The organism is Streptomyces sp. NPDC048248, assembly GCF_043201875.1.
Classification (GTDB): Bacteria; Actinomycetota; Actinomycetes; order Streptomycetales; family Streptomycetaceae; genus Streptomyces.
This window is the reverse complement of record NZ_JBICZL010000003.1, coordinates 13,178-35,082: the sequence shown is the minus strand read 5'-3', so window position 1 is coordinate 35,082 and position 21,905 is coordinate 13,178. Positions and strand designations below refer to the sequence as shown.

14 protein-coding genes and 1 tRNA gene are annotated in these 21,905 nt (G+C 71.3%); 4 read left to right on the top strand and 11 right to left on the bottom strand.

The window, feature by feature from the left end; all coding sequences use genetic code 11:
- Positions 1-193 precede the first annotated feature (193 nt).
- Both rpsT and ACGFZW_RS06195 read left to right on the top strand, forming a co-directional pair.
- Positions 194-460, top strand: coding sequence for a 30S ribosomal protein S20 (gene rpsT, locus ACGFZW_RS06200; RefSeq protein WP_393891859.1), 267 nt, complete (start codon positions 194-196; stop codon positions 458-460).
- 677 nt (positions 461-1,137) lie between these two features.
- Positions 1,138-2,025, top strand: a complete 888-nt coding sequence (locus tag ACGFZW_RS06195; RefSeq protein WP_393891858.1) for a hypothetical protein — start codon at positions 1,138-1,140, stop codon at positions 2,023-2,025.
- A 420-nt stretch (positions 2,026-2,445) separates the two neighbouring features.
- Here ACGFZW_RS06195 and holA read toward each other — a convergent pair whose 3' ends face one another.
- Positions 2,446-3,429, bottom strand: coding sequence for a DNA polymerase III subunit delta (holA, locus tag ACGFZW_RS06190; RefSeq protein ID WP_393891857.1), 984 nt, complete (start codon positions 3,427-3,429; stop codon positions 2,446-2,448).
- Between the two features lie 180 nt (positions 3,430-3,609).
- Between holA and ACGFZW_RS06185 the strand changes: the two genes are divergently transcribed.
- On the top strand, positions 3,610-3,864 hold the full coding sequence (locus ACGFZW_RS06185; protein WP_393891856.1) for a hypothetical protein: 255 nt from the start codon (positions 3,610-3,612) through the stop codon (positions 3,862-3,864).
- Between the two features lie 104 nt (positions 3,865-3,968).
- Here ACGFZW_RS06185 and ACGFZW_RS06180 read toward each other — a convergent pair whose 3' ends face one another.
- The 9 genes from ACGFZW_RS06180 to ACGFZW_RS06140 all read right to left on the bottom strand — a co-directional run bounded on the left by ACGFZW_RS06180 (position 3,969) and on the right by ACGFZW_RS06140 (position 18,298).
- The gene (locus ACGFZW_RS06180; RefSeq protein WP_393891855.1) at positions 3,969-4,874 is read right to left on the bottom strand and encodes an arylamine N-acetyltransferase; all 906 of its coding nucleotides are present in this window, start codon (positions 4,872-4,874) and stop codon (positions 3,969-3,971) included.
- Positions 4,874-5,359, bottom strand: coding sequence for an RrF2 family transcriptional regulator (locus ACGFZW_RS06175; protein ID WP_393891854.1), 486 nt, complete (start codon positions 5,357-5,359; stop codon positions 4,874-4,876). Before ACGFZW_RS06175 ends, ACGFZW_RS06180 begins: the two co-directional genes overlap by 1 nt.
- 139 nt (positions 5,360-5,498) lie before the next feature.
- Complete coding sequence (locus ACGFZW_RS06170; protein WP_393892349.1) at positions 5,499-8,225, bottom strand: ComEC/Rec2 family competence protein; 2,727 nt, start codon at positions 8,223-8,225, stop codon at positions 5,499-5,501.
- Positions 8,226-8,671: 446 nt separating this feature from the next.
- Positions 8,672-9,277 (bottom strand): helix-hairpin-helix domain-containing protein, encoded by a 606-nt coding sequence (locus ACGFZW_RS06165; RefSeq protein WP_393892348.1) that lies wholly within the window; start codon positions 9,275-9,277, stop codon positions 8,672-8,674.
- 970 nt (positions 9,278-10,247) lie between these two features.
- Positions 10,248-11,093 (bottom strand): DegV family protein, encoded by an 846-nt coding sequence (locus ACGFZW_RS06160; protein WP_393891853.1) that lies wholly within the window; start codon positions 11,091-11,093, stop codon positions 10,248-10,250.
- 126 nt (positions 11,094-11,219) lie between these two features.
- Positions 11,220-11,996: a hypothetical protein gene (locus ACGFZW_RS06155; protein WP_393891852.1), complete on the bottom strand. Its 777-nt coding sequence runs from the start codon at positions 11,994-11,996 to the stop codon at positions 11,220-11,222.
- A 215-nt stretch (positions 11,997-12,211) separates the two neighbouring features.
- Positions 12,212-15,133: a leucine--tRNA ligase gene (locus tag ACGFZW_RS06150; RefSeq protein WP_393891851.1), complete on the bottom strand. Its 2,922-nt coding sequence runs from the start codon at positions 15,131-15,133 to the stop codon at positions 12,212-12,214.
- 377 nt (positions 15,134-15,510) lie between these two features.
- Positions 15,511-17,469: a protease pro-enzyme activation domain-containing protein gene (locus tag ACGFZW_RS06145; protein WP_393891850.1), complete on the bottom strand. Its 1,959-nt coding sequence runs from the start codon at positions 17,467-17,469 to the stop codon at positions 15,511-15,513.
- A 756-nt stretch (positions 17,470-18,225) separates the two neighbouring features.
- Positions 18,226-18,298 (bottom strand) — tRNA-Ala (locus ACGFZW_RS06140).
- A gap of 152 nt (positions 18,299-18,450) precedes the next feature.
- Here ACGFZW_RS06140 and ACGFZW_RS06135 point away from each other — a divergent pair.
- Entirely contained in the window at positions 18,451-19,809 is a 1,359-nt protein-coding gene (locus ACGFZW_RS06135) for a glycosyltransferase 87 family protein (RefSeq protein WP_393891849.1), read from the top strand.
- Here ACGFZW_RS06135 and phsA read toward each other — a convergent pair.
- The gene (gene phsA, locus ACGFZW_RS06130) at positions 19,733-21,574 is read right to left on the bottom strand and encodes an O-aminophenol oxidase PhsA (protein ID WP_393891848.1); all 1,842 of its coding nucleotides are present in this window, start codon (positions 21,572-21,574) and stop codon (positions 19,733-19,735) included. The two genes, ACGFZW_RS06135 and phsA, sit on opposite strands and share 77 nt — an antisense overlap.
- Between the last annotated feature and the right edge of the window lie 331 nt (positions 21,575-21,905).

Here is a 21,905-nt window from a genome sequence, read left to right as displayed (position 1 = left end):
CGGACGCCGCGGACCCGCCGTGGTCCGTAGGACGCACCCGCGGGTGTGACGTCTCCCCCATCGTCCCATGAGCGGCGGCCCCGGTCCGGTTTGGGACGCCGTGAAGCGTGCTGGTAGCCTGGTCCACTGCGCTTCGTGCCCTCTCAAGTGCGCGGCGCAACTCGAACTCCAACGAACCTGAAAAGGCTCTTTCGTGGCGAACATCAAGTCCCAGATGAAGCGGATCAAGACCAACGAGAAGGCTCGTCAGCGCAACAAGGCTGTCAAGTCCACTCTGAAGACCGCGATCCGTCGCACCCGCGAGGCCGTGGAGGCCGGTGACCTGCAGAAGGCCACCGCCGCACAGGCCGCCGCTGCCAAGACGCTCGACAAGGCTGTCAGCAAGGGTGTCATCCACAAGAACGCCGCCGCCAACAAGAAGTCGGCGCTGGCCAAGAAGGTTGCCGGCCTCCAGGGCTGACCTTCGACTACCGCAGTACCCGTAAGACACCTGCCGTCAGGGACCCAGCGGCCCCTCTCTCCGCTCCCTGAACGGTGCACCACAGCGCCGCACACGGCCTGCGTTCGCCACGCGGGTGCGGCGCACCCGGCTCACCCGGCGGATTTCCCGCCGAAACAGCCGCAAAGCTCGATGCGAAGGCCCCGCCTCCGCCCCTTCCCCGGGGCGAAGGCGGGGCCTTTCGTCTTGGGGGCGTTCGTCTTGGGGGCCTTGCGTCTGGGGCCTTGCGTCTGGGGCCTTGCGTTTTGAGGGCCGCTCGCCCTGGGGGGCCGTTCGCTTTGGGGCCGTACGTCTTTTGAGGGCGTTCGTCTTGGGAAGCTGGAGTGGGTCCGGTCCGATCCGGTCCGATCCGGTCCGGTCCGGTCCGGACGGGTCCTGCTTCCGGCGTTCCGGTTCCGGTCCGGGGCTGCTCTGGCGCCGGCTTCCGGTTCCGGTTCCGGCGATCCGCCCGGGTCCCCGTCCCGGTTCCCCTTCCGGCGGTCTGCCCCGGCCCCGGTTCCGGCGTTCTGTTTTCGGTCCCGGGTCCCCGTCCCGCTTCCGGCTTGCTGCCGAACGGCCGGACGGCGAGCCCTGCGACCACCGGGTAACCAGCTGTCGACCTAGGGTTAACCGACCCGCGGGTCCGCTACGCTGCCGCCATGTCCATCTCGGGGGATCAGAACAGTCCGTACCCGCAGCCGCAGCCGAACCCCTACGGTCAGGTGCCGGCGCCGCAGAGCCCGGTGCCCGCGCAGCAGAATCCGTACGCACAGCCCGTCCCGCCCCAAGGCCCCAGCGGCTACGGCTACCCGGGCTCCGGAGTGCCCGCCGCACCCGTCGGAGCGCCGCCCGGCGCTCCGGGTGGCACGGGCAGGGGAGCGTCCGGCTGGTGGTGGGCGGTCGGCGGGGCGGTGGCCGCCTCCGCCATCTGGGCATCGGTGATGTTCGCGACCGGCAGCTTCGGCGCATCCGAACCCAGCCCCGACCTCGCCGGTTACTCCTACACCAGTGACCTGTGCGCGGCGACCTCGATGACGCCCTTCGAGAACGCCAATTTCAAGACCAAGGACAACAGCGGCTCGTCCTCGGCGCGCACCAACCCGCAGCACAGCGGCGCCCAGCAGACTTCGATGGACTCCATGTGGTGCAACACCGCGCTGGAGCAGAGGAACGCGAGCAGCTCCGACTACTCCTCCACCTGGATCTACAACACCGCCGCCCTGCACAAGAAGACCGACCCGGGCCCGGAGTTCGCGGACAGCTACCGCTCGTACGAGAAGCAGGACAGCACGGTCGGCTACCGGGTCGAGTCGGTCCAGGGCATCGGCGACGAGGCGTATCTGGTGACCCGCAAGGACGAGGGCAGCAGTAGCAGCGGCTCGTACGTGATCCTCGGCGTACGGGACGGATGGATGACGTATCAGTCGACCTGGTCGAGCTACGCGTCGAGCAGCAGCTCCACCAAGCAGCCGACCTCATCCGAGGTGGCGACGATGCTGAAGACCAGCGCCACGGAAACGCTCAAGCGGCTGAACAGCTCCCGGTAGCGGCGGCCATGGTGAGGGCGGCGGGCTGACCCGAGTGGCAGTTTCTGCGAGTGGGGCGACTACGGCTGTCGCTACTGCACGCTGCTACTGCTTGCTGTCGCTGTTCCGCCGGGTTGGTGTTGCCTTCCGTCGGAGCTCTCGTTGTGGGCCGGGAGGGCGCGGGAGTTGGCGCCGTACGCCGAGGACCGCGTGACCGAATCTGGGCTGCGGCCCTGGCAGCCGCCACTGCCGGAAGGCCGGGCGGCTTGGTGGTTGCCCGCAGGAACGGGGTCGTAGCGGTCGCCTCAGACCGACCGCTCGCCTGGTGTTAACGCTGAGGCGCGGGCACCGGCCCGGACACCGGGGCCCGATGGTCTTGGAGAGCGCAGGCGTGCGAGGGGCACGCCGGTGAGAGAGCTGACGGTCAGCGGGAGGCGGCCGTCAGCGGGAGCGGGCCGCGCGGGCGATCGTCACGACGGCCTTCTCCAAGGCGTACTCGGGATCGTCCCCGCCGCCCTTCACACCGGCGTCAGCCTCGGCCACCGCCAGCAGGGCCGTCGCGACACCGTCCGCCGACCAACCGCGCATCTGCTGGCGCACCCGGTCGATCTTCCAGGGCGGCATGCCCAGGTCACGGGCGAGGTCACCAGGACGGGCGTTGCGCGGGGCGGAGGCCAGCTTGCCGATGGCCCGGACGCCCTGAGCCAGCGCACTCGTGATCATCACGGGCGCCACGCCCGTGGACATCGCCCAGCGCAGCGCCTCCAGCGCCTCGGCGGCGCGGCCCTCCACCGCGCGGTCCGCGACCGTGAAACTCGACGCCTCGGCCCGGCCCGTGTAATAACGCGCGACGATCGCCTCGTCGATCGTGCCCTCGATATCGGCGGTCAGCTGCGAACAAGCAGAAGCCAGCTCGCGCAGATCGCTGCCGATCGCATCGACCAGCGACTGGCATGCCTCCGGTGTCGCGGAGCGTCCCACCGCACGGAACTCGCCCCGCACAAAGGCCAGCCGGTCGGCCGGCTTCGTCATCTTGGGGCAGGCCACCTCGCGCGCACCCGCCTTGCGGGCCGCGTCCAGCAGACCCTTGCCCTTGGCCGCGCCGGCGTGCAGCAGAACGAGCGTGATCTCCTCGGCGGGTGAGCCGAGGTATGCCTTGACGTCCTTGATGGTGTCCGCGGAGAGGTCCTGGGCGTTGCGCACCACGACGACCTTGCGCTCGGCGAAGAGCGAGGGGCTGGTGAGCTCGGCGAGAGTGCCGGGCTGCAGCTGATCGGAGGTGAGGTCGCGCACGTCGGTGTCCGCGTCGGCCGCACGGGCGGCCGCCACCACCTGCTGCACGGCGCGATCCAGCAGCAGGTCTTCCTGGCCCACCGCGAGTGTCACGGGGGCGAGCGGGTCGTCGTTAGCTGTCTTCCTGGCCATCGCGGTCCAGCATCCCACGCGCCACTGACACCGCGGCCCGGCCGGCCTCCAGGACAGTGCGCGGGACCGGTGGACGTGGTCGGGGACGTGGCCGACAAAGGGCCCGGTGGCGGACCGGCAGCGCAATGGCAGCTGGGGCCCGTCGGCGAGGTGGGTCGGCGACTGCCGGACAATGGACCCGTGAATGATGCACAACACCTGCGACACGTACTGGTACTGCCCGACCGCGATGCGGCGGAGGAAGTGGCCGAGGCGCTGGCTGAGCGCTTCCGCCTCGCCGAGGAACCGCAACTCGTCCGGGACGCCCTCGCCGGCGAGGACGACGCGGAGGACGCCCAGTGGCTGGTGGTCGTCGAGGACCCGGACGCCGCGCACGACCCGGCCCAGCTGGACGGCCTCGCTGCGGAGTACGAGGGCTGGCGCGAGGCGGAGTAGCGGCGGGGCCGGAGCAGCCGCGTGGCCGGACCTCCCGGTTGCCCCGTTGCTCCGCTCCCCGAGGTAGGCCCTGGGAGCGTTCCGGCTCGGCCCTGGGCGGCTTCCTACGAGCCCGCCGGTGGGCCCACTCGGCGCTGCACGGGACGCACGATCGGCTCCCGGTCCAGGGTGATGCCGAAGTGGGTGGCGTAGGCCGGAAGGACCTCGGCCGCCTCCAACTCGCGCTCATACCGCGCGCCGCCGGATCCGCCCTCTCCGCCGACTCCGGCTCCGGCTGCCGCTCCGGCCTCGGCCACGGCCCCCGCTTCGGCCTCGGCTTCTGCTTCGGCTTCTGCTTCGGCTTCTGGTTCGGTGATCACGAGCGTACGGCCGGAGAGCGTGACCCGGCCCGTCTCCGTGAGCCGCGAGCAGACCAGGGACTGCGTGAAGTGGGAGGTGGGAGAGGTGCGATTCCACCAGCAGCCGACTTCGAAGTCGGCAAGTGCCCGTGGGCGCTGTTCGAGGCGGTACTGCCGATCGCCGTCCCGGAGGACATCAAGATCACCCTCGGATGTCTCCTCGATACGGAAGACCCCTCCGGGATCAGGCTGATCTCCGCGCTCGCCCAGCCGCAGCGGATAGTGGCTGTGCCGTCCGAAGCCGACGTCAGCGAGCCATGGCCCGGCGGGCGTATGAACGCGCAGTGCCATGTGGTCGTACGGGATTCCGGGGCCGTCGGGGCCGAAGACACGGGCGGACAGCAACTCGACCTCGTAGCCGAGCGCTCGGAGCAAGGCGGCGAAGGCGCCGTTGAGTTCGTAGCAGAAGCCACCGCGTCGGGCGCCGACGAGCTTGTCCAGCAGCGGCTGCTCCGCGAGCACGATCTCCTCACCGAGGTGAATGGAGAGATTCTCGAACGGGACGCTCCGCAGATGGCTGAGGTGCAGGCTGCGCAGCGCATTGGCGTCCCGCGACGCCGGGCGGGCGGCATCGATGCGGCGGAGATATGCCTCGGTGGCGGCGAAGTCCATCAGACCTGCGTCCTCTCGGAGGCGAACCAGCGGCGGGTACGGTCGGCGGCCGAGTCGGGAAGGCCCGTCATGACGTCGGCGACGGTCTGCGCGGCGAGCTCGCGGCGCCAGGCGAGTTCGGCTCTGCTCATGGCCGCGGCGATACCGCACGGCCTGCGGAACTCCCGCGCCGGTGCCTCCGCGCCGGCACCCTGGCGGCGGATCTCCGCACAGCGGAAGGCGTCATCGGTGCCCTCGATCGCCGCCACGACATCCATCAGGGTGATCCGCTCCGGCGGCCGCGCCAACCGGAATCCACCGCGGGCCCCTGGCGTGGAACTCAGGATTCCGGCGCGTACGAGCGCTTGCAGTCGCTTGTTGAGATAAGCCGCCGGCAGCTCCAGGGAAGCCGCGAGTCGCGCGGTCGACACGGGCCCTTCCCCATCGAGCCAAGCCAGGGTCACACAGCAGTGCAACCCCCACTCGACGCCTTCACTCATCCTCATAATCTGGAGTCTACAAATCCAGGTTGCGGGGAGCAGGGAGCGACTCCGGGTGACGCGGGCATGTGCGCCTGCTGGCTCCGGTGCAGGTCAACAGCCGGTCAGCGCGTCACGGCGAGCCTGGTGCGCCCAGAGCGAGGGCTCATCCGGGAGCCCCGGCGGCCACGCCGCCCTGTGCCCGAGACGCCTTCCGCCCGCTGGGCCCGCTGCGCGGCGCGCTCCCGGACGACGCCCCCTGGGGCGGACTCCTCGCAGGCGCACTCCTCGCGGACGCTCTCCTTGCGTCTGCACTCCTCACGGCCGCTCTCCTCGCGGGTGCTCTCCTCGCGGGCGGGTGGCTTCTGGGTGGGCGGCTTCTGAGCAGCTTCCTCCCGGATGGACGCCTTCTGGATGGTCCCCGGCCCTCGGGCAGAGGGCTTCCTACCGCGTGCCTGCCTCCCGCTCGGGTAGCGGGTCGTGGGCCCTTCACCGCAGCGGACAGCTCGTCTCGCGCCCCCAGGACCGCGATGGCGCCATCGGTGTCGGTACGCAGGACCCGGGCGCCCTGGGCACGCAGCGCCCGGATCGTGCGGGGTGCCGGGTGACCGTACGGGTTGTCCGCGCCACAGGAGATCAGCGCCAAGCGGGGCGCCAAGCGGCGCATCAGTTGCGGATCCTGGTAGGCGGAGCCGTGATGCGCCACCTTGAGGACGTCCACGGCGGCCAGCTCCGGGTGAGCTGCCAACAATGCCTGCTGTGCGGGAGGTTCGAGGTCTCCGAGCAGGAGGATCGTGAGTCCGCCCGTCCTGACGAGCAAGGTGACGCTGGAATCGTTCGGGCCGTCCGTGAAGGGCGGTGGAGGGGAGGCAGGGGCTCCTGGGCCCGCCGGGAAGGGGCCCACCGGGGCGGGCGGCCAGAGGACTTCCCAGGTGAGCGGGCCCAGCCAGCGCCGCTCCCCCGGTTCGGGGTGAAGCACCGGCACACCGGCGGCCGCCGCCCTGCTTCGCACGAATCCGGCCTGGCCCGGCGGCTCCTGGAGCGTCGTCGTCTCGATCGCGCCGACCGAACGACCTCGCAGAGCACCCGGGAGACCGTCTACATGATCGGCGTGAAAATGCGTCAGAACGAGCCACGGAATGCGGCGAATTCCCAGGTTGGAGAGGCAGCGGTCGATGGCGCGGGGCTCCGGGCCGGTGTCCACCACCAACGCCGCACCGTCGCCCGCCGCGAGAACCAGGCCGTCCCCCTGCCCCACATCGCAGACCACGGCGCGCCATCCGGGCGGCGGCCAGCCGGTGAGAATGCGGGTGAACGGGGCAGGGCGCCAGACCGCAACGATCAGCGCGAGGGTGCAGACCACACACAGCCAGGGGCGGCGAAGGAGTCTGCGCCCGACCGGCACCAGCACGACAGTGGCGGCGGCCAGCAGGACACCGCCCACCCAGCCGCCCGGCCAGCCGAACTCCGCTCCGGGCAGTGCCGCCCCCGTACGGGCGACCCCTGCGATCCACTCTGTGGGCCACCCGGCGCCCCACGCCAGCGCGTGGGCGAGCGGTGGGGCGAGCGGGGCGGCGGCAAGTGCGGCGAAGCCGAGGACGGTCGCGGGCGCCACGGCCAGCTCGGCCAGCAGGTTGCAGGGCACGGCGACCAACCCGACCCGGGAGGCGAGCACCGCGACGACCGGTGCGCAGACGGCCTGCGCGGCGGCTGCGGCGGCGACCACCTCGGCGAGACGGGGCGGCACCCCGCGCCGCTGGAGCCCGGCGCTCCAGCGCGGTGCGAGGAGGAGCAGCGCTCCGGTCGCCAGGACGGACAGCAGGAAGCCGTAGCTACGAGCGAGCCAAGGGTCGTAGAGGATCAGCAGCAGCACCGCCGCGGCAAGCGCGGGGAGCAAGGAGCGGCGGCGCCCCGTACCGATCGCCAGAAGCGTGATCAGCCCGCAGGCGGCGGCTCTCAGCACACTCGGGTCCGGTCGGCACACCACCACGAAGCCGAGCGCGAGCGCACCCCCGACCAGAGCCGTGCCCCGCAGCGACAGGCCCAGGCGCGGCGCGAGCCCTCGGCGTTCGGCACGCACCGCGAGGTGCGGCGGGCCGATCAGCAGAGCCAGGACAATGGTCAGGTTGCTGCCGGAGACAGCGAGCAGATGCGTCAGGTCAGTGGAGTGAAAGGCGTCATCCAGCTCCTGGGACACCCGAGAGGTATCGCCGACGACGAGGCCGGGAAGCAGGGCGCGGGCGTCAGGGCGCAGGCCGTCGGTGGCCTCGCGGAGCCCCGCGCGCAGGCTTCCGGCCATCCGTTGAAGGACCGATGGCTGCCCGACCTTGCGGGGCGGCGCGTCAGCTGTCACCCGTAGGACCGCGGCGACCGGGTCTGCCGGCGAGGCCGGCGGCGCGGCACGGGCCACCACACGGATACGTGTCGACGGCAGCAGCTCACGCCATGCCGATGACCACCCGCCATGAGCCTCGGCACCGGGCCGGTTACCCGGTCCGTTCCGGGAGGAGGACGAATCTCCGGAGGAGGGCTTATCTCCCGAGGAGAGTTCGTGGCTTGCAGCGTGGTCTGTCTTCCCGCCGCTCTCCTCGCCACCGGCGCCGTGCTGCTGGACGACGACCAGGACAGGCGTTCGTACGGCCTCGATCGTCCCGTCAGGGGCCGTGGCGCGGAGGGCGTCGCCGCTGAAGACCAGGGCGGAAGGCGTGCGTTGGGATCCGCGCACCCTGGGACGGGTCACCCGCGGATCACCGGTCACTTCCAGCTCGACCGTGACCTGTGCATAGCGGTCCGCCAAGCCTGGGAGGGGCCCACGTCGCAGATCCGCCGCATGCAGCGCTGCCGAAGCCGCTCCGGCCGCAGCGCTCAACAACAGCGCCGCCAGAGCAACCAGCGTCCCCGCCGACCAGAGGCGTAGTGGACGGGAACGGGGCCCTGGTGAGGGCTCCGAGGTAGCGCGCCCCGCTGACAGGTCCGCCTGCGACAACTCCCCCTGGGCCCCCCTGCCTCTGCCCGTCTCAGCCTCACCCCGCGTATTGGCTTCCACCGCCGGGGCGCCCCGTGGGCCTCTTGCCCGAGCACCCGCTGCCGCCGCGTCCGGCTCCCCGGTCTCCGCCCTGCGCCTGCCCACGGCCATTCGTAGCGACACAGCTGCGAGGACGACGGCCACGACACAGGCCGCCGCCACCCCGCCACCCGGGGCTCCCAGAGCGATCGCCGCGGCCGCCCAGGCCGCCAGAGCCGGTGCCACGAGGCGCAAATCGGCGGCGCCTTCCTGGCGAGGATCCGATGCACCGTGCGGCGACGCCGCGGAGGCGTGCACGGTGGCGCGTGTGGCGGTCATGGCTGCACCAGCGGACGCAGATCCGCGAACCGGCGATCACCGATCCCGGTCACCTGACGAAGCTGATCCACCGAGGTGAACCCACCATGAGCGCTCCGGTATTCGATGATGTGCCGAGCGAGCACAGGGCCCACGCCAGGGAGGGTGTCGAGTTGCGCCTCGGTCGCCGTGCTGAGGCTGATCGGTGCACTCGGTCCGCCGCCGGAGCCCTGGCCATTTCCGACGTCACCGACTGACGCCCCACCGGCACCGGTTACCCCACTCGCACCGCCAGCCTCCGCGGCGCCTCCCGGAGCACCCTCAGCGCCGACCACGATCTGTTCACCATCGGCCAGCAGCCGGGCCTGGTTCAGGCCACGAGTACTCGCGCCGCGCAGCACACCCCCCGCAGCTCGGAGCGCATCGGTCACGCGCGATCCCATGGGCAGCCGGTGAATGCCGGGATGCCGGACCTTCCCCGCCACATCGACGACCAACTGCCGGCTCGCGGCGCCCGCCGGAGCACTCGCCCCCGCAGCGGTCGCAGACGGAGACGTCGACAGCGGTGGCCCGGAGCGGGGTCCGGGAGCCGCCTCGGCCCGTTCGAGCGCTGGGGCCCGCATCGGTTCGGGTCGCCCTGCCCAGAAGTGTTGTACGGCGAAGCCCACGGCCAGTACGAGCACCAGAAGCAGCGCAGCCAGCGCTCTCGGGTTCGTGCCGCACCGCGACTGAACCCACAGTGGCAGCCGTTCAGACGCAGCCAGCCGCGCCCGCTCCCACCGGCCGCCCGAGCCGTGCGGTACGTCGGGGGACGGCAGTTCGCGACCCCGGCGCAACCCGTCCGCGCGGCGTAGCGGGTCCGCACAGCGATACCCGTCCGCAGAGCGATTCGGATTCGCCCGGCCCACCGAGTCGGGATCAGTGCCCACCGAGTCGGGATCGGTGCCCGCTGACTCGGAGTCCGGATTCGGCGGGTCAAGGGCCGGCGCCTCCGCCTCAGAGCCAGGGCCAGGACCCACGAAGTCGGAGTCAGGGCCTGGCGGGTCAGAGGCTGATGCCCGTCCCGCTGGGTCCGCGATCGGACGTGGTGGATCGGGTGAGGCGAGCGATGTCAACGGCCCCAGAGGCGGGCGTGCGGTGTCCGCGTCGGGAAACAGCGCGGCGGCCCGTGCGCGTAACACCGCAGCAGCGTCGGGGCGACGATCGTCATACCCGGCCGCACGCTGCCGACGTAGCAATCGCGCCCGCCCACGGTCCCGAACGCGTTCATGCCTGAGCCTGCGCCTGCGATCCCGGCTCCGCAGGTCGGATCCCACCGCTCGACCGGGCCCGGCCCCCGCGCCCACCACCGAACCAACCGAACCCGCCGAACCCGCCGATGAATTCGCTACATCCGCCGAATCCCCCGAAGCCGCTGCAGTTGCCGAAGCCGCTGAAGTTGCCGAAGCCGCCACACCCGAAGAAAGAAACCCAGAGTTCATACCGCCCGACGCTAAGCACCCCGGCCAGATCCCGCTGAGCCTCGTCACATTCCGTGGATAGCGGGCCAGTTGTGGATAAGTCCGTCACTCACAGGGCTCTCCCACACCCCGCTCAGCGCGGTGAGATCACTGTCCCCAACAGCCCAGGCCCCGTATGCGCGCCGATCACCGCGCCCACCTCGCTCACATGCAGCTCCTGCAGCCCCGGGACCCGTTCCCGGAGCCGCTCGGCCAGCGCGTCCGCCCGCTCGGCCGCCGCGAGATGGTGCACGGCGATGTCGACCTGCCCCTCCCCCGCACGCTCCGCGGCGATCTCCTCCAGCCGGGCGATGGCCTTGGACGCCGTACGGACCTTCTCCAGCAGTTCGATACGGCCGTCGGCCAGTTGAAGGAGAGGTTTGACGGCGAGTGCCGAGCCGAGCAGTGCCTGCGCCGCGCCGATCCGTCCGCCGCGCCGCAGGTAGTCCAGGGTGTCGACGTAGAAGTAGGCGGAGGTGCCCGCCGCGCGTTTCTCCGCGGCCGCCACCGCCTCGTCCACGTCCCCGCCGGCCTCCGCCGCCTCCGCTGCCGCCAGGGCGCAGAACCCGAGGGCCATGGCGACCATGCCGGTGTCCACGACGCGCACCGGAACGGGGGCTTCCTTGGCCGCGAGGACCGCCGCGTCATAGGTGCCGGAGAACTCCGAGGAGAGGTGGAGCGAAACGATGCCGCTCGCACCGGACTCCGCGACCGCCCGGTAGGTGTCGGCGAAGGTGGCCGGGCTCGGCCGGGAAGTCGTCACCGACCTGCGCTTCTGCAGCGCCTGCGCCACGGATCTCGCGGAGATCTCGGTGCCCTCTTGCAGGGCCTGGTCCCCCAGGACAACGGTCAGCGGCACGGCCGTGATCTGGTGGCGCTCAAGTGCCGCCCGTGGCAGGTAGGCCGTGGAATCGGTGACGATCGCGACATGGCGGGACATGACTGGGAGATTATCCGGGGAGCCCGGAGCCCGACAGCGCGGCCCCTACCCAACGTCCACCGGTGCCCAGGAGGCCGTCGGAACAATACTGCCCGCTCCGCCGATCTCCGTGGCCCCCGAGCGCTCTCAGGTCGTTTCCTCGGGCCGTCGCGTCTTCTGCCATGGGTAGGACCGCTCCGCACGCGGGTCCCGGGCGGTGATCGCCTGCGGTTCCTCCGGCGACGGCCCCCACGAGCGCCCCTCGGACGCCTCGGAAACCGCCCCCTGCCGCGCCCCGCCACCAGCAACGGCGCCGAAGGTATCGCCCGCCCCAGCGGCCCCGCCCATCGACGGCTCCCCCATCGGCGTCCCGGTCGTATCCCGAGTCCAGTGGCGCAGCGCCCCGGCCTCGACGTCGATCTGGTCGCTCAGCGCCGCGAGATCGTCCTCGGCGAACTTCCGCGCCCGGTCGCGCGCCGCCCACCGCAGCGCCTCCGCGGAGCGGGTGATCTGTTCCGTGCGCTCCCGCAGGTCCGGCAACCTTGCGCCGATGGTCGACCTGTCGGGCTCGCGTTCCAGCCGCCTGAGCTCGTCGTCCAGTTCATGGCCGTGTGCGCTGAGCCGCTCGAAGAGGCCGACCGCCTCGCTGAGCGAGGCGTCGTCCGGTGAGCCGGTGCGCAGGACGTCCTGAGTGGCGCGCATCGACGTCCGCAGCGACAGCCGCAGTTGCGCCAGCTCGCCGACGACACCCGGCTGGGCGAGCGTGCGCGCCCGCAGACCGGTCTCCTCGACGGTTCTGCGGGCCTGGGCGACGGTCCTGTCCACGCCCCGCTTGGTCGCCTGCACCGCCTTGACCGCGGCGAACACCCCGGCCGCCACGAACAGCACGAAGAGCAGCCCGAGGATGGCGACAACAGCTTCCATGGGCTCTCCCCAGAGGTGTCGGCGGCACGGTCCGCAGCCCGCGCCCTGTACTTCCACCGTAAACGGCTCGGGCAGGTCAGGGGTTCCCTTCGAACCCCCAACCTGCCCGTAGGGGAAAGCACCCATGGAATGCATCCCATGACAGATGAGCGCGATGCGGTGCGAACCGCCCCCCACCTGCGTGGCGGACGGCCGCGGGCCGCGACGTCCCGGTGCTACGCCGGCACGATGTTGACCAGCTTCGGCGCCCGGACGATCACCTTGCGGATGCCCGCGTCGCCCAGCGCGGCGAGGACGGCGGGTTCGGCCAGCGCCGCGGCCTCCAGGTCCGCGTCGGAGATCGACGGCGCGACCTCCAGGCGGGCCCTGACCTTGCCCTTGATCTGCACGACGCAGGTCACGGTCTCGTCCACGACGTACGCCGGGTCGGCCACGGGGAAGTCCGCGTGCACCACGCTGTCGGTGTGGCCCAGCTTGCGCCACAGCTCCTCTGCGATGTGCGGGGCCAGCGGGGCGACCAGCAGCACCAGCCGCTCGGCGACCGTGCGCGACACCGGGCCGCCCACCTTGGTCAGGTGGTTGTTCAGCTCGGTGACCTTGGCGATGGCGGTGTTGAACCGGAGGTTCTCCATGTCCTGGGTGACACCGTCGATCGCCTTGTGCAGGGCACGCAGCGTGGCCTCGTCCGGCTCGTCGTCGACGACGGTGACCTCACCGGTCGCCTCGTCCACGACGTTGCGCCACAGCCGCTGCAGCAGCCGGTACTGGCCGACGACCGCGCGGGTGTCCCACGGGCGGGAGACGTCCAGCGGGCCCATCGCCATCTCGTACAGCCGCAGGGTGTCCGCGCCGTATTCGGCGCAGATCTCGTCCGGGGTGACGGCGTTCTTCAGGGACTTGCCCATCTTGCCCAGGACGCGGCTGACCTTCTCGCCCTGGTAGTAGTACGCGCCGTCGCGCTCCTCGACCTCGGCCGCCGGCACCGCGATACCGCGGCTGTCCCGGTAGACGAATGCCTGGATCATGCCCTGGTTGTACAGCTTGTGGAACGGCTCGGAGGACGAGACGTGCCCCAGGTCGTGCAGCACCTTGGACCAGAAACGGGCGTACAGCAGGTGCAGCACCGCGTGCTCGGCGCCGCCGACGTACAGGTCCACGCCACCGGCCGGCTGGCCGTCCCGCGGACCCATCCAGTACTGCTCGATGCCCGGGTCGACCAGCGCGTCGTCGTTGTTCGGGTCCAGGTAGCGCATCTCGTACCAGCACGAACCCGCCCAGTTGGGCATGGTGTTGGTCTCGCGGCGGTAGCGCTTGACCCCGGCGCCGTCCCCCAGGTCCAGGTCGACGTTGACCCAGCCCTCGTTACGGGACAGCGGGGTCTCCGGCTGGGTGTCGGCGTCGTCGGCGTCGAAGGTGCGCGGCGAGTAGTCCTCGACCTCGGGCAGCTCCAGCGGCAGCATCGACTCGGGCAGCGCGTGTGCCACGCCGTCCTCGTCGTAGACGATCGGGAACGGCTCGCCCCAGTAGCGCTGCCGGCTGAACAGCCAGTCGCGCAGCCGGAAGTTGACGGTTCCCCTGCCGATACCCGCGGCGGCCAGCCATTCGGTGATCTTCGCCTTGGCCTCGGTGACGCCCAGCCCGTCCAGCGAGATCTCCGCACCGGACGAGTTGACGATCTTCGCGTCGTACGAGCCGAAGGCGTCATCCCAGGTGGAGGGGTCGGTGCCGCGGTCGTCCGACGGCTCGACGACGCAGCGCATGGGCAGCTCGAAGGCCCGCGCGAAGGCGAAGTCACGGCTGTCGTGCGCCGGGACCGCCATGATCGCGCCGGTGCCGTAGCCCATCAGGACGTAGTCGGCGATGAAGACCGGGACCTGCTCGCCGCTGACCGGGTTGGTCGCATAGGCGCCGGTGAAGACGCCGGTCTTGTCCTTGGCCTCGGCCTGTCGCTCGACATCCGACTTGGCCGCGGCCTGCTTGCGGTACGCCGCGACGGCCTCGCCCGGGGTGGCGTGCCCACCGGTCCACACGTCGTGGGTGCCCTCGGGCCAGGCGGCCGGGACGATGGAGCCGCTGCCGTCCTCGGAGCCGGAGATCAGCTCGTGCTCCGGCGCCAGCACCATGTACGTCGCGCCGAACAGGGTGTCCTGGCGGGTGGTGAATACGGTGATCTTGTCGTCGCCGACCGGGAAGTCGACGCGCGCGCCCTCGGAGCGGCCGATCCAGTTGCGCTGCTGCAGCTTGATGGCTTCCGGCCAGTCCAGCGCGTCCAGGCCCTTCAGCAGCCGGTCGGCGTAGGCGGTGATCCGCATGTTCCACTGGCGCAGCTTGGCCTTGAACACCGGGTAGTTGCCGCGCTCGGAGCGGCCGTCGGCGGTGACCTCTTCATTGGCCAGCACCGTGCCCAGCCCGGGGCACCAGTTGACCGGCGCGTCCGAGGCGTACGCCAGGCGGTACTCGCCCAGGACACCCGCCCGCTCGGCGTTGCTCAGCTCGGCCCAGGGGCGGCCGTCGGGGGTCGGCCGCCTGCCGGCCTCGAACTGCGCGATCAGCGTGTCGATCGGCCGGGCGGCGTCCGCCTCCGGGTCGTACCAGGAGTTGAAGATCTGCAGGAAGATCCACTGCGTCCACTTGTAGTACGCCGGGTCGATCGTCTCGACCGAGCGGCGCTGGTCGTGGCCCAGGCCCAGGCGACGCAGCTGGCGGCGCATGTTGACGATGTTGGCCTCGGTGGAGGTCCGCGGGTGGGTGCCGGTCTGCACGGCGTACTGCTCGGCGGGCAGGCCGAAGGCGTCGAAGCCCAGGGTGTGCAGGACGTTGTGGCCCGTCATGCGCTGGTGGCGGGCGAAGACGTCGGTGGCGATGAAGCCCAGCGGGTGGCCGACGTGCAGGCCCGCACCCGAGGGGTACGGGAACATGTCCATGATGAACTTCTTGGGGCGGGCCACCTGAGCGGCGTCGCCTTCCAGGTCACCGCTGGGGTTCGGGGCCTCGTAGGTCCCCGCCGAGTCCCAGAAGTCCTGCCAGCGTGCCTCGATGTCTGCGGCCAGCGCCGCCGTATAGCGGTGCGGCGCCGCCACCTCGGTGGGGGTGCCGCCCGCGCCGTCAGCGGCGGGGGAGGTGGTCGTCTCGCTCATCGTCCTCAAAGCTCCATCGATCGTCTCTGCCTGCGGCTGCTGCGGACACGGTTTCTGCGGAAACAAAAATGCCCCTCGCACAGGAGGGGACGCCACGCCGATGCCGACCCGGGCGGCCACAGCGGATGGCCCGGTCGGAACTGATCAGCGCGGCCCGCTAAGCAGAAGGCGTACGGCACGCATGGCGTCAGGGTACCGCAGGGCGTGCGGCGCCCGCGCTCAGGTTCCGCCCCCTGGCGGGGTCCGCGCACTCGCCCCCGTCCGCCGCCGCCGGCCCCGGTTGTCGCGGGCCCGACTGCGGCAGACGAGGGGAGGACCGCCTCAGGCACCGCTCCGGGACGGTCCCAGGAGCGGCCTCAGGAAGATCCGGACGCGCTTCAGGGGCGGTAGGACCTCACGTATCCGGCGCTCGGCGAGCCGACACCCGTGACGTCGTCGTAGCCGACGACCGCGTGCAGGCTGCTGTCCTTGCCCAGGCTGCGCAGGGAGGTCGTGGTGCCCTCACCTGCGTCGATGCCGTTGTTGTAGTCGACGCGGACCACGGCGAGATCACGGCCCGCGCCCAGCGGATGGTCGGTGACGTCGTGGTACGCGCCGGTGCCGTAGCGCTGGTAGATACCGGGATTGGCGAAGCCGATGGCGACGCCGTGCCGGGCCTGCTGGGCCAGCGCCTGTACGCCGGCGATCACCGGCGCGGCGAGCGAGGTGCCGCCGATCCGGTATTCGTCGTAGCCGAGCGACCCGTCGGGCAGGGTCTGAGTCTGGCCTACGAGGAACCCGGTGTTGGGGTCGGCGACCGCCGCGATGTCCGGGACGGTACGCATCGCTCCCGCGCCGCCCGCCTTCGCGAGTCCGTCCGGGACGACTCCGCGCTGGTAGTACGGCTGCGCGACGGTCCTGCTGGTGCCGCCGCCCGCACCGCTGGTGAAGGCGCCGGGGAAGCCGTCCCAGCTGTTGCCGTCCTTGGACAGAACGGCCTTCTGGGTGCCCCAGCCGGTCTCCCACCGGTACGTGTCGCGCTTGCCGACCGCCAGCGAGGTGCCGCCCACTGCGGTCACCCAGGCGGAGTTCGCTGGGGTGTCGACCTGCTTGGTGCCGGTGTTGGCGACCTCGTCCCCGTTGTCGCCGGAGGAGAAGTAGAAGCCGATGCCCTGCACGGCACCCTGCTGGAAGATCTGGTCGTAGGCGGCCGCCACATCCGGGGTCTCGTTCGCCTCGATGTCGCCCCAGGAGTTGGAGACGATGTCGGCGAGGTGCCCGTCGACGATCTTGCCGAGGGAGTCCAGCAGGTCGTCGTCCATGCAGGAGGCGCCACCGACGTAGACGATGTCGGACGCGGGCGCGACGGCGTGCACGGCCTCGACGTCGAGGGTCTCCTCGCCGTACCAGCCCGCCGCGTCGCACTCCTCGATGTGTGAGTACTTCTCCGGCAGCACCTGGGAGAGCTGGCCGCTGCGGTAGCGCGGGTCACCGTTGCGGGCCGCGTACCTGCTCGCGTCCTTGGCGATGGTCGGGGAGGCGAAGGCGTCGGTGATCGCCACGGTCACGCCCTTGCCGGTCCAGCCCTTCGCTCCGTAGGCGGCGCGCAGTTGCTTGCCGGTGTAGCCCTTGACGGCGTACGGCGCCTTGCTCCCGTAGGCCGAGGGCAGGCCCTTGCCGGTACGGGAGCCGTAGTACGAGGAGAACGGTCCGGAGTTGCGGAAGACCGCGGACGGCGGCGGCAGTTCGGCGGAGTGGTGCTCGGCGAGCCGCGGCGCGTTGTCCAGACCGGTGACCGTCAGTACCGCGTCGGCCAGGGATGCGGGGGCGGACGCGGTGGCCGACGGCGCGTGGTACGTGTGTCCGCTCTTGCGATAGTTGTGCAGGTCCGTGGCGAAGGCACGCTCCGCGGCGGCCGCGTCGCCCTTGACCGCCAGATAGCGACTGGTGGTGCCGGTGACCTTCAGGCCGGATGCCTTCAGCCAGTGGGCCACCTCGGCTATCTGCTCGCGCGTGGCTCCGTAGCGGGAGCGCACCTGGGCGGGGCTCAGGTATTTCCCGTAGGCCGCCGAGTGCGGGTCCGAGACCGCACGCGCGTGGTCCGCGAGACCCTTGGCGTCACGGCCGGCCAAGTACACGCGGGCGGCGACGCCGGTGCCGGCGGAGGTGGCGCCCTGATCGGCCTGGCGGGTGGCCCACAGGGGCTTGGTGCCCTGGAGTGCGTGCCGACCACCGTCGTGTCCGGCGGCGTCGGCGGCGGGTGCACCGAGCGCGAGCGCGCCGGCGACCAGCGGCAGCGCGGCTGCCCAGGCCAGACCGGCGCGGGTGCGCAGTGTTCTGGAGCGACTTGATCTCATGTAACCCCCTGCTGTCACGAAGCGGTGCGGTGCGTGGTGACGCTGTGCGTGGTGCCGCGACGCCGGTCCCGCCCGAGGCGCGACGGGCCGAGGCGCGCGAGGCCGCGAATCCGGCGGTACGCCGTTGCGTGGCACACGAGTGGTGAATGCGATGGATGTGGCACTCACGCGCTGCGTCACTCTCTCGGTGATCTGTCCATGCCAGGGACATGCGCTCACCAAGAAGAAGCCAAGGAACGACAAGAAACGACCAGGTGCGCACCAGGTACGAACCAGGACGGCCGGGAACGGATGCAAGTGGCCCGACCGCCGCCATATGGCCTGTGATGTCGGCCAGTTGATCGGATATCAGGGCGGAGGAAAGAGCGGCAGCCTCGGCGGCGGGGCGCTTTGCGGACGCGGCTGGTCCCGGCGCGGCAGGGCGCCATGTCGGGACCGGACCCGGCTGCCCGCTTCCCGAGAGCCCGAGACCAGGCGGTCCGAGCCCGGTCGGCGACCGCCCAGCCGGAGCTCGGGTGCCGCGCGCCGCGCGTTCCCCGCCACCTCTCGACTCCCACGACTGCCGCCCCCTCCCGGCGGGCACCCGCAGCCCACTGCACCCCCAGAGGAACGGGACACCGGTGCACCCGGAAGCCCGGCCGGGCCCGTGGAGCCCGCCGGACCAGTCAGACCCGCCGCACGAAGATCACCGACCACTGCCCCGCCGACACACAACAAAGCGGGCCGTCCGATTCGGACGACCCGCTCTGATTTCTGTGGAGCTAAGGAGAATTGAACTCCTGACCTCCTGCATGCCATGCAGGCGCTCTACCAACTGAGCTATAGCCCCAGGTCTTGCTCCGCGCGGTTCCCCGCTGCGGCATCGCCTACATTACACGGCCCGCCCGGCCTTCTGCCAAATCGGTTTGCCGGAGGCTCCGCGGCGCGACGCGCGGTACTGTCGGCGATCTGTGCCCGATTCGTCCTGGGGAGCCGAACGCTGTGACCGCGCTGGAGCTGGAACAGTCCACCGACGCCGGCGGCCCCGGCCCCCACGGCGGCTTCATCCGCCGGCACCCCACCGCGTTCGCGGCCCTGGCCTGCGTCGTCTCCTTCGCCGCCTTCTGGGTCGTCCAGCGCCTCGCGCACGTGACGATGATCGACCTGATGGTCTACCGCGCCGAGGGCTGGACCGCCCGCAACGGCGAGGACCTCTACGACATGGTGGCGACCTCGGCGCGCCTGCCCAACACCTACCCGCCCTTCGCTGCGCTGCTGTTCACCCCGCTGACCCTCTTCGGGGTCCCGACGATGCGCACCCTCGCCACCGCCGGCAACCTCCTCCTGGTCGTCGCCACCGTGCACCTCTCGCTGCGCCTGGTCGGCCTGCCCCGGCGCCTGCCCCGCCCCGCCGCGACCCTGGCGCTGTCCGCGCTGCTGGTGTGGTGCGAGCCGGTGTGGACGACTCTGCGCTACGGACAGATCAACCTCCTCCTCGCCGTACTGGTCCTGTGGGACCTGACCCGCAGGGACACCCACCGCTGGGCGGGCCTCGGCATCGGCATCGCGGCGGGCATCAAGCTCACCCCTGCGCTCTTCGCCGTCTTCCTCGCGCTCGCCGGAGCGGTCCGTGCGGGGCAACTGATCCGCTCCGGCGCCGGGGCGCGGGCCGCCCGGGACCCGTGGCTACGGCAGGCGGCCGTGGCCATCGCGGGTTTCCTCACCACCGTCCTGCTCACCGCCCTCGTGCTGCCGCGCGACTCCCACCGCTTCTGGACCGAGATCGTGTTCGCCGCGGACCGGGTCGGCGAGGTGGAGATCACCGCGAACCAGTCGCTGCGCGGCGTCCTCGCCCGGCTGCTGCACACCCATGACCCGGGCGCGGCCTGGCTCGTGGCCGCCGGCCTGACGGCCGTGCTCGGCCTGGGGCTGGCGACCGCGTCCCTGCTGCGCGGCGAGCGCGCCTGGGCGGCCGTCGCCTGCGCGGCGACCGCCCTGCTGGTCAGCCCGATCTCCTGGTCGCACCACTGGGTGTGGGGCGTGCCGATGCTGATCCTGGTCGGTTCCGAGGCGATGCGCCGCACCGGCAGTGCCGCCCGCCGCTGGTGGGCGACGACCGCCTTCCTGGCCCTCCTCTTCTGCTCCTTCGCTCTGTGGTGGGTGCCACACCGCTGGCACCAGCACGAGGAACTGCATCAGAACTGCGGGCAGATGCTGCTCTCCGGCGTCTATCCGCTCGCCGGTCTGGTGCTCCTCGCGCTGACCGCGGCCCGGCTGTGGCGGCTCAGTGAGCGCCGTGGTCGTGACCGTGGCCGCCGCCCGGCCGATGGTGATGAAACGCCAGTACCTCCGGCGGCATGACGGCGAAGGGCCGCATCATCCCCATGTCTTCGTGCTCCAGAAGATGGCAGTGGTACATGAACCGGCCCCGCGCGCCGCGGAACTGGCCGATGACGTTCACCATCTGTCCCGGCGGGACCTGGATGACGTCCTTCCAGCCCTGGTCGCAGGGGGCTGTCGGGGCGCGGCCGCCGTACTCCAGTGGCGCCAGGGTGCCGCCGAGTTCCTTGTCGAAGGGGCTCTGCGGGTCCGCCGGATAGATGTCGCGGCTGAGGACCTGGAAGTCGATTAGGTGGATGTGCACCGGGTGCATCCCGGCACCGCCGAGGTTGAGGAAGCTCCACTGCTCCCAGTCGCCGTAGCGGACCATGAAGCCCAACGCGTCGTCGAACATCCGGGCTCCGCGGCGGTAGGTGCGCACCGTTCCGCCGACGCCCTTGACCTGGATGACACCGTCCCCCGGGATGGTCACGGCGTCCGGCTCCACCTCCTGCATCTCCCACATCTCCGGGTGACCGTTGCCCTGCGGCCCCGGCGGGGTGAGGACGACCAGCCGGTGCTGATGCGAGGGAACGTTGTCGTGGGTGAGCCGCTCGAACGACGAGGAGAGCACGGACGGCAGCACGAACGGGTCGACGGACTTCTCCTTGGCCACCCGGAACTGCATCACCTGCGGATAGCGCACACCCGGCTCGTCGTTGACCAGCCGTAGCGTACGACCGCGCAGCATGCCGAAGTCGATGAGCAGATCCATCCGCTCGGCCGGGGCGACCGAGAGTCCGCCGTCGACCGGCAGCGGCCGGGGCAGGAGCCCGCCGTCCGAACCGATCTGGTGGACCGCTCCGGTGACCGGGGCTCCGGTCCTGTCGTCGACCAGCCGCAGCGTGAACGTACGGGCGTTGGCGGCGTTCAGCAGACGGAAGCGGTACCAGCGGGCTTCGACGTCCGCGTACGGCCAGATGGTGCCGTTGACGAGGGTGTACGGGCCGGAGAACGGCAGAGCGACGTTCTTGCCCTGCGGGTCGGTGCCGACGACGAGGGTCTTGTGGAGCAGTCGCCCCGTCAGTCGTCCGTGCTCGTCGGTGTCGAGATTGCGGTCCTGGAGGATCAGCGGGATCTCGCGCTCCCCGGAGGGGAGTTGGAGTGCGTCCTCTTCCTCGTCCCGGATGAGGTACATCCCGGCCAGTCCCGCGAAGACGTTCCAGCGGGTGATGTCCATGGCGTGGTCGTGGTACCACCAGGCGGCCGCGCGATGGTCGTTCGGGTACTCCGACAGCTGGGCGTCGCCATGGGCCACGGCGTTCTCCGACCAGCCGTCGTTGCCGCCGCCGGTCACCGCGCCGTGCAGATGGGTCACGACCCAGGCCGGCAGGCGGTCCACCCCCTCGACGAGGGTGGCGTCCGCCCTGCCCGCCACGTCGGTCGGCAGGGGCGCTCCGGGGACGGGCACTGCCTCGGCCGCGGTCACCGGATGGCCACCGGTCAGACGGTTGACCCAGGCGACGCGCAGCCGCTCGCTGCGCCGCACCTCGATGGTCGGGCCCGGGAAGTGACCCGCGTACGCCCACACTTTGGTCGGCGGGAGCTGGCTGTGCAGACGCACCCAGGTGGTCTTCAGCTCGATGTCGATACCGCGCCGGGCACCTTTGCGGCCGGGCCGCAGGACCGGCGGGACCCGGAGCGCGTCGGAGAACGGCGTCAGTCCGGCCGCCGCTTCCCGCTTCTGCGTCCGCTCGGCGCCGCCGTCCGCCGGCGTGCGGGCAGGGTTGATCGTCGTATCGGTCATGATGCGACCCCCGTGTCGCTTCCCCCGTGCCGCCGGCCGTTTCCGGCGGCAGCTCCTGGTCCCCCAACGCCCGGCAGACGCAGTGGAGTTCCGTTCTGCCTGAATCCACCGGAAAAATCTTGAAACCGGTCGGTGGGTACGGCGCTGACGAGCAGGAATGGAGCGGCGGGATGGTGCGGCGGGACCGTCGGCGGCCGGCAGGTCGAGGGCCAGGTCCAGCCGGTCAGGTGGCGTGAGCCAGAAAAACCGGGGGACGGGCGCTGAATGTCACCTCACGACCGTGCATCGGGCCGCCACCCTCAGGACACACAGACTCCAGGCTCGTCGGTCG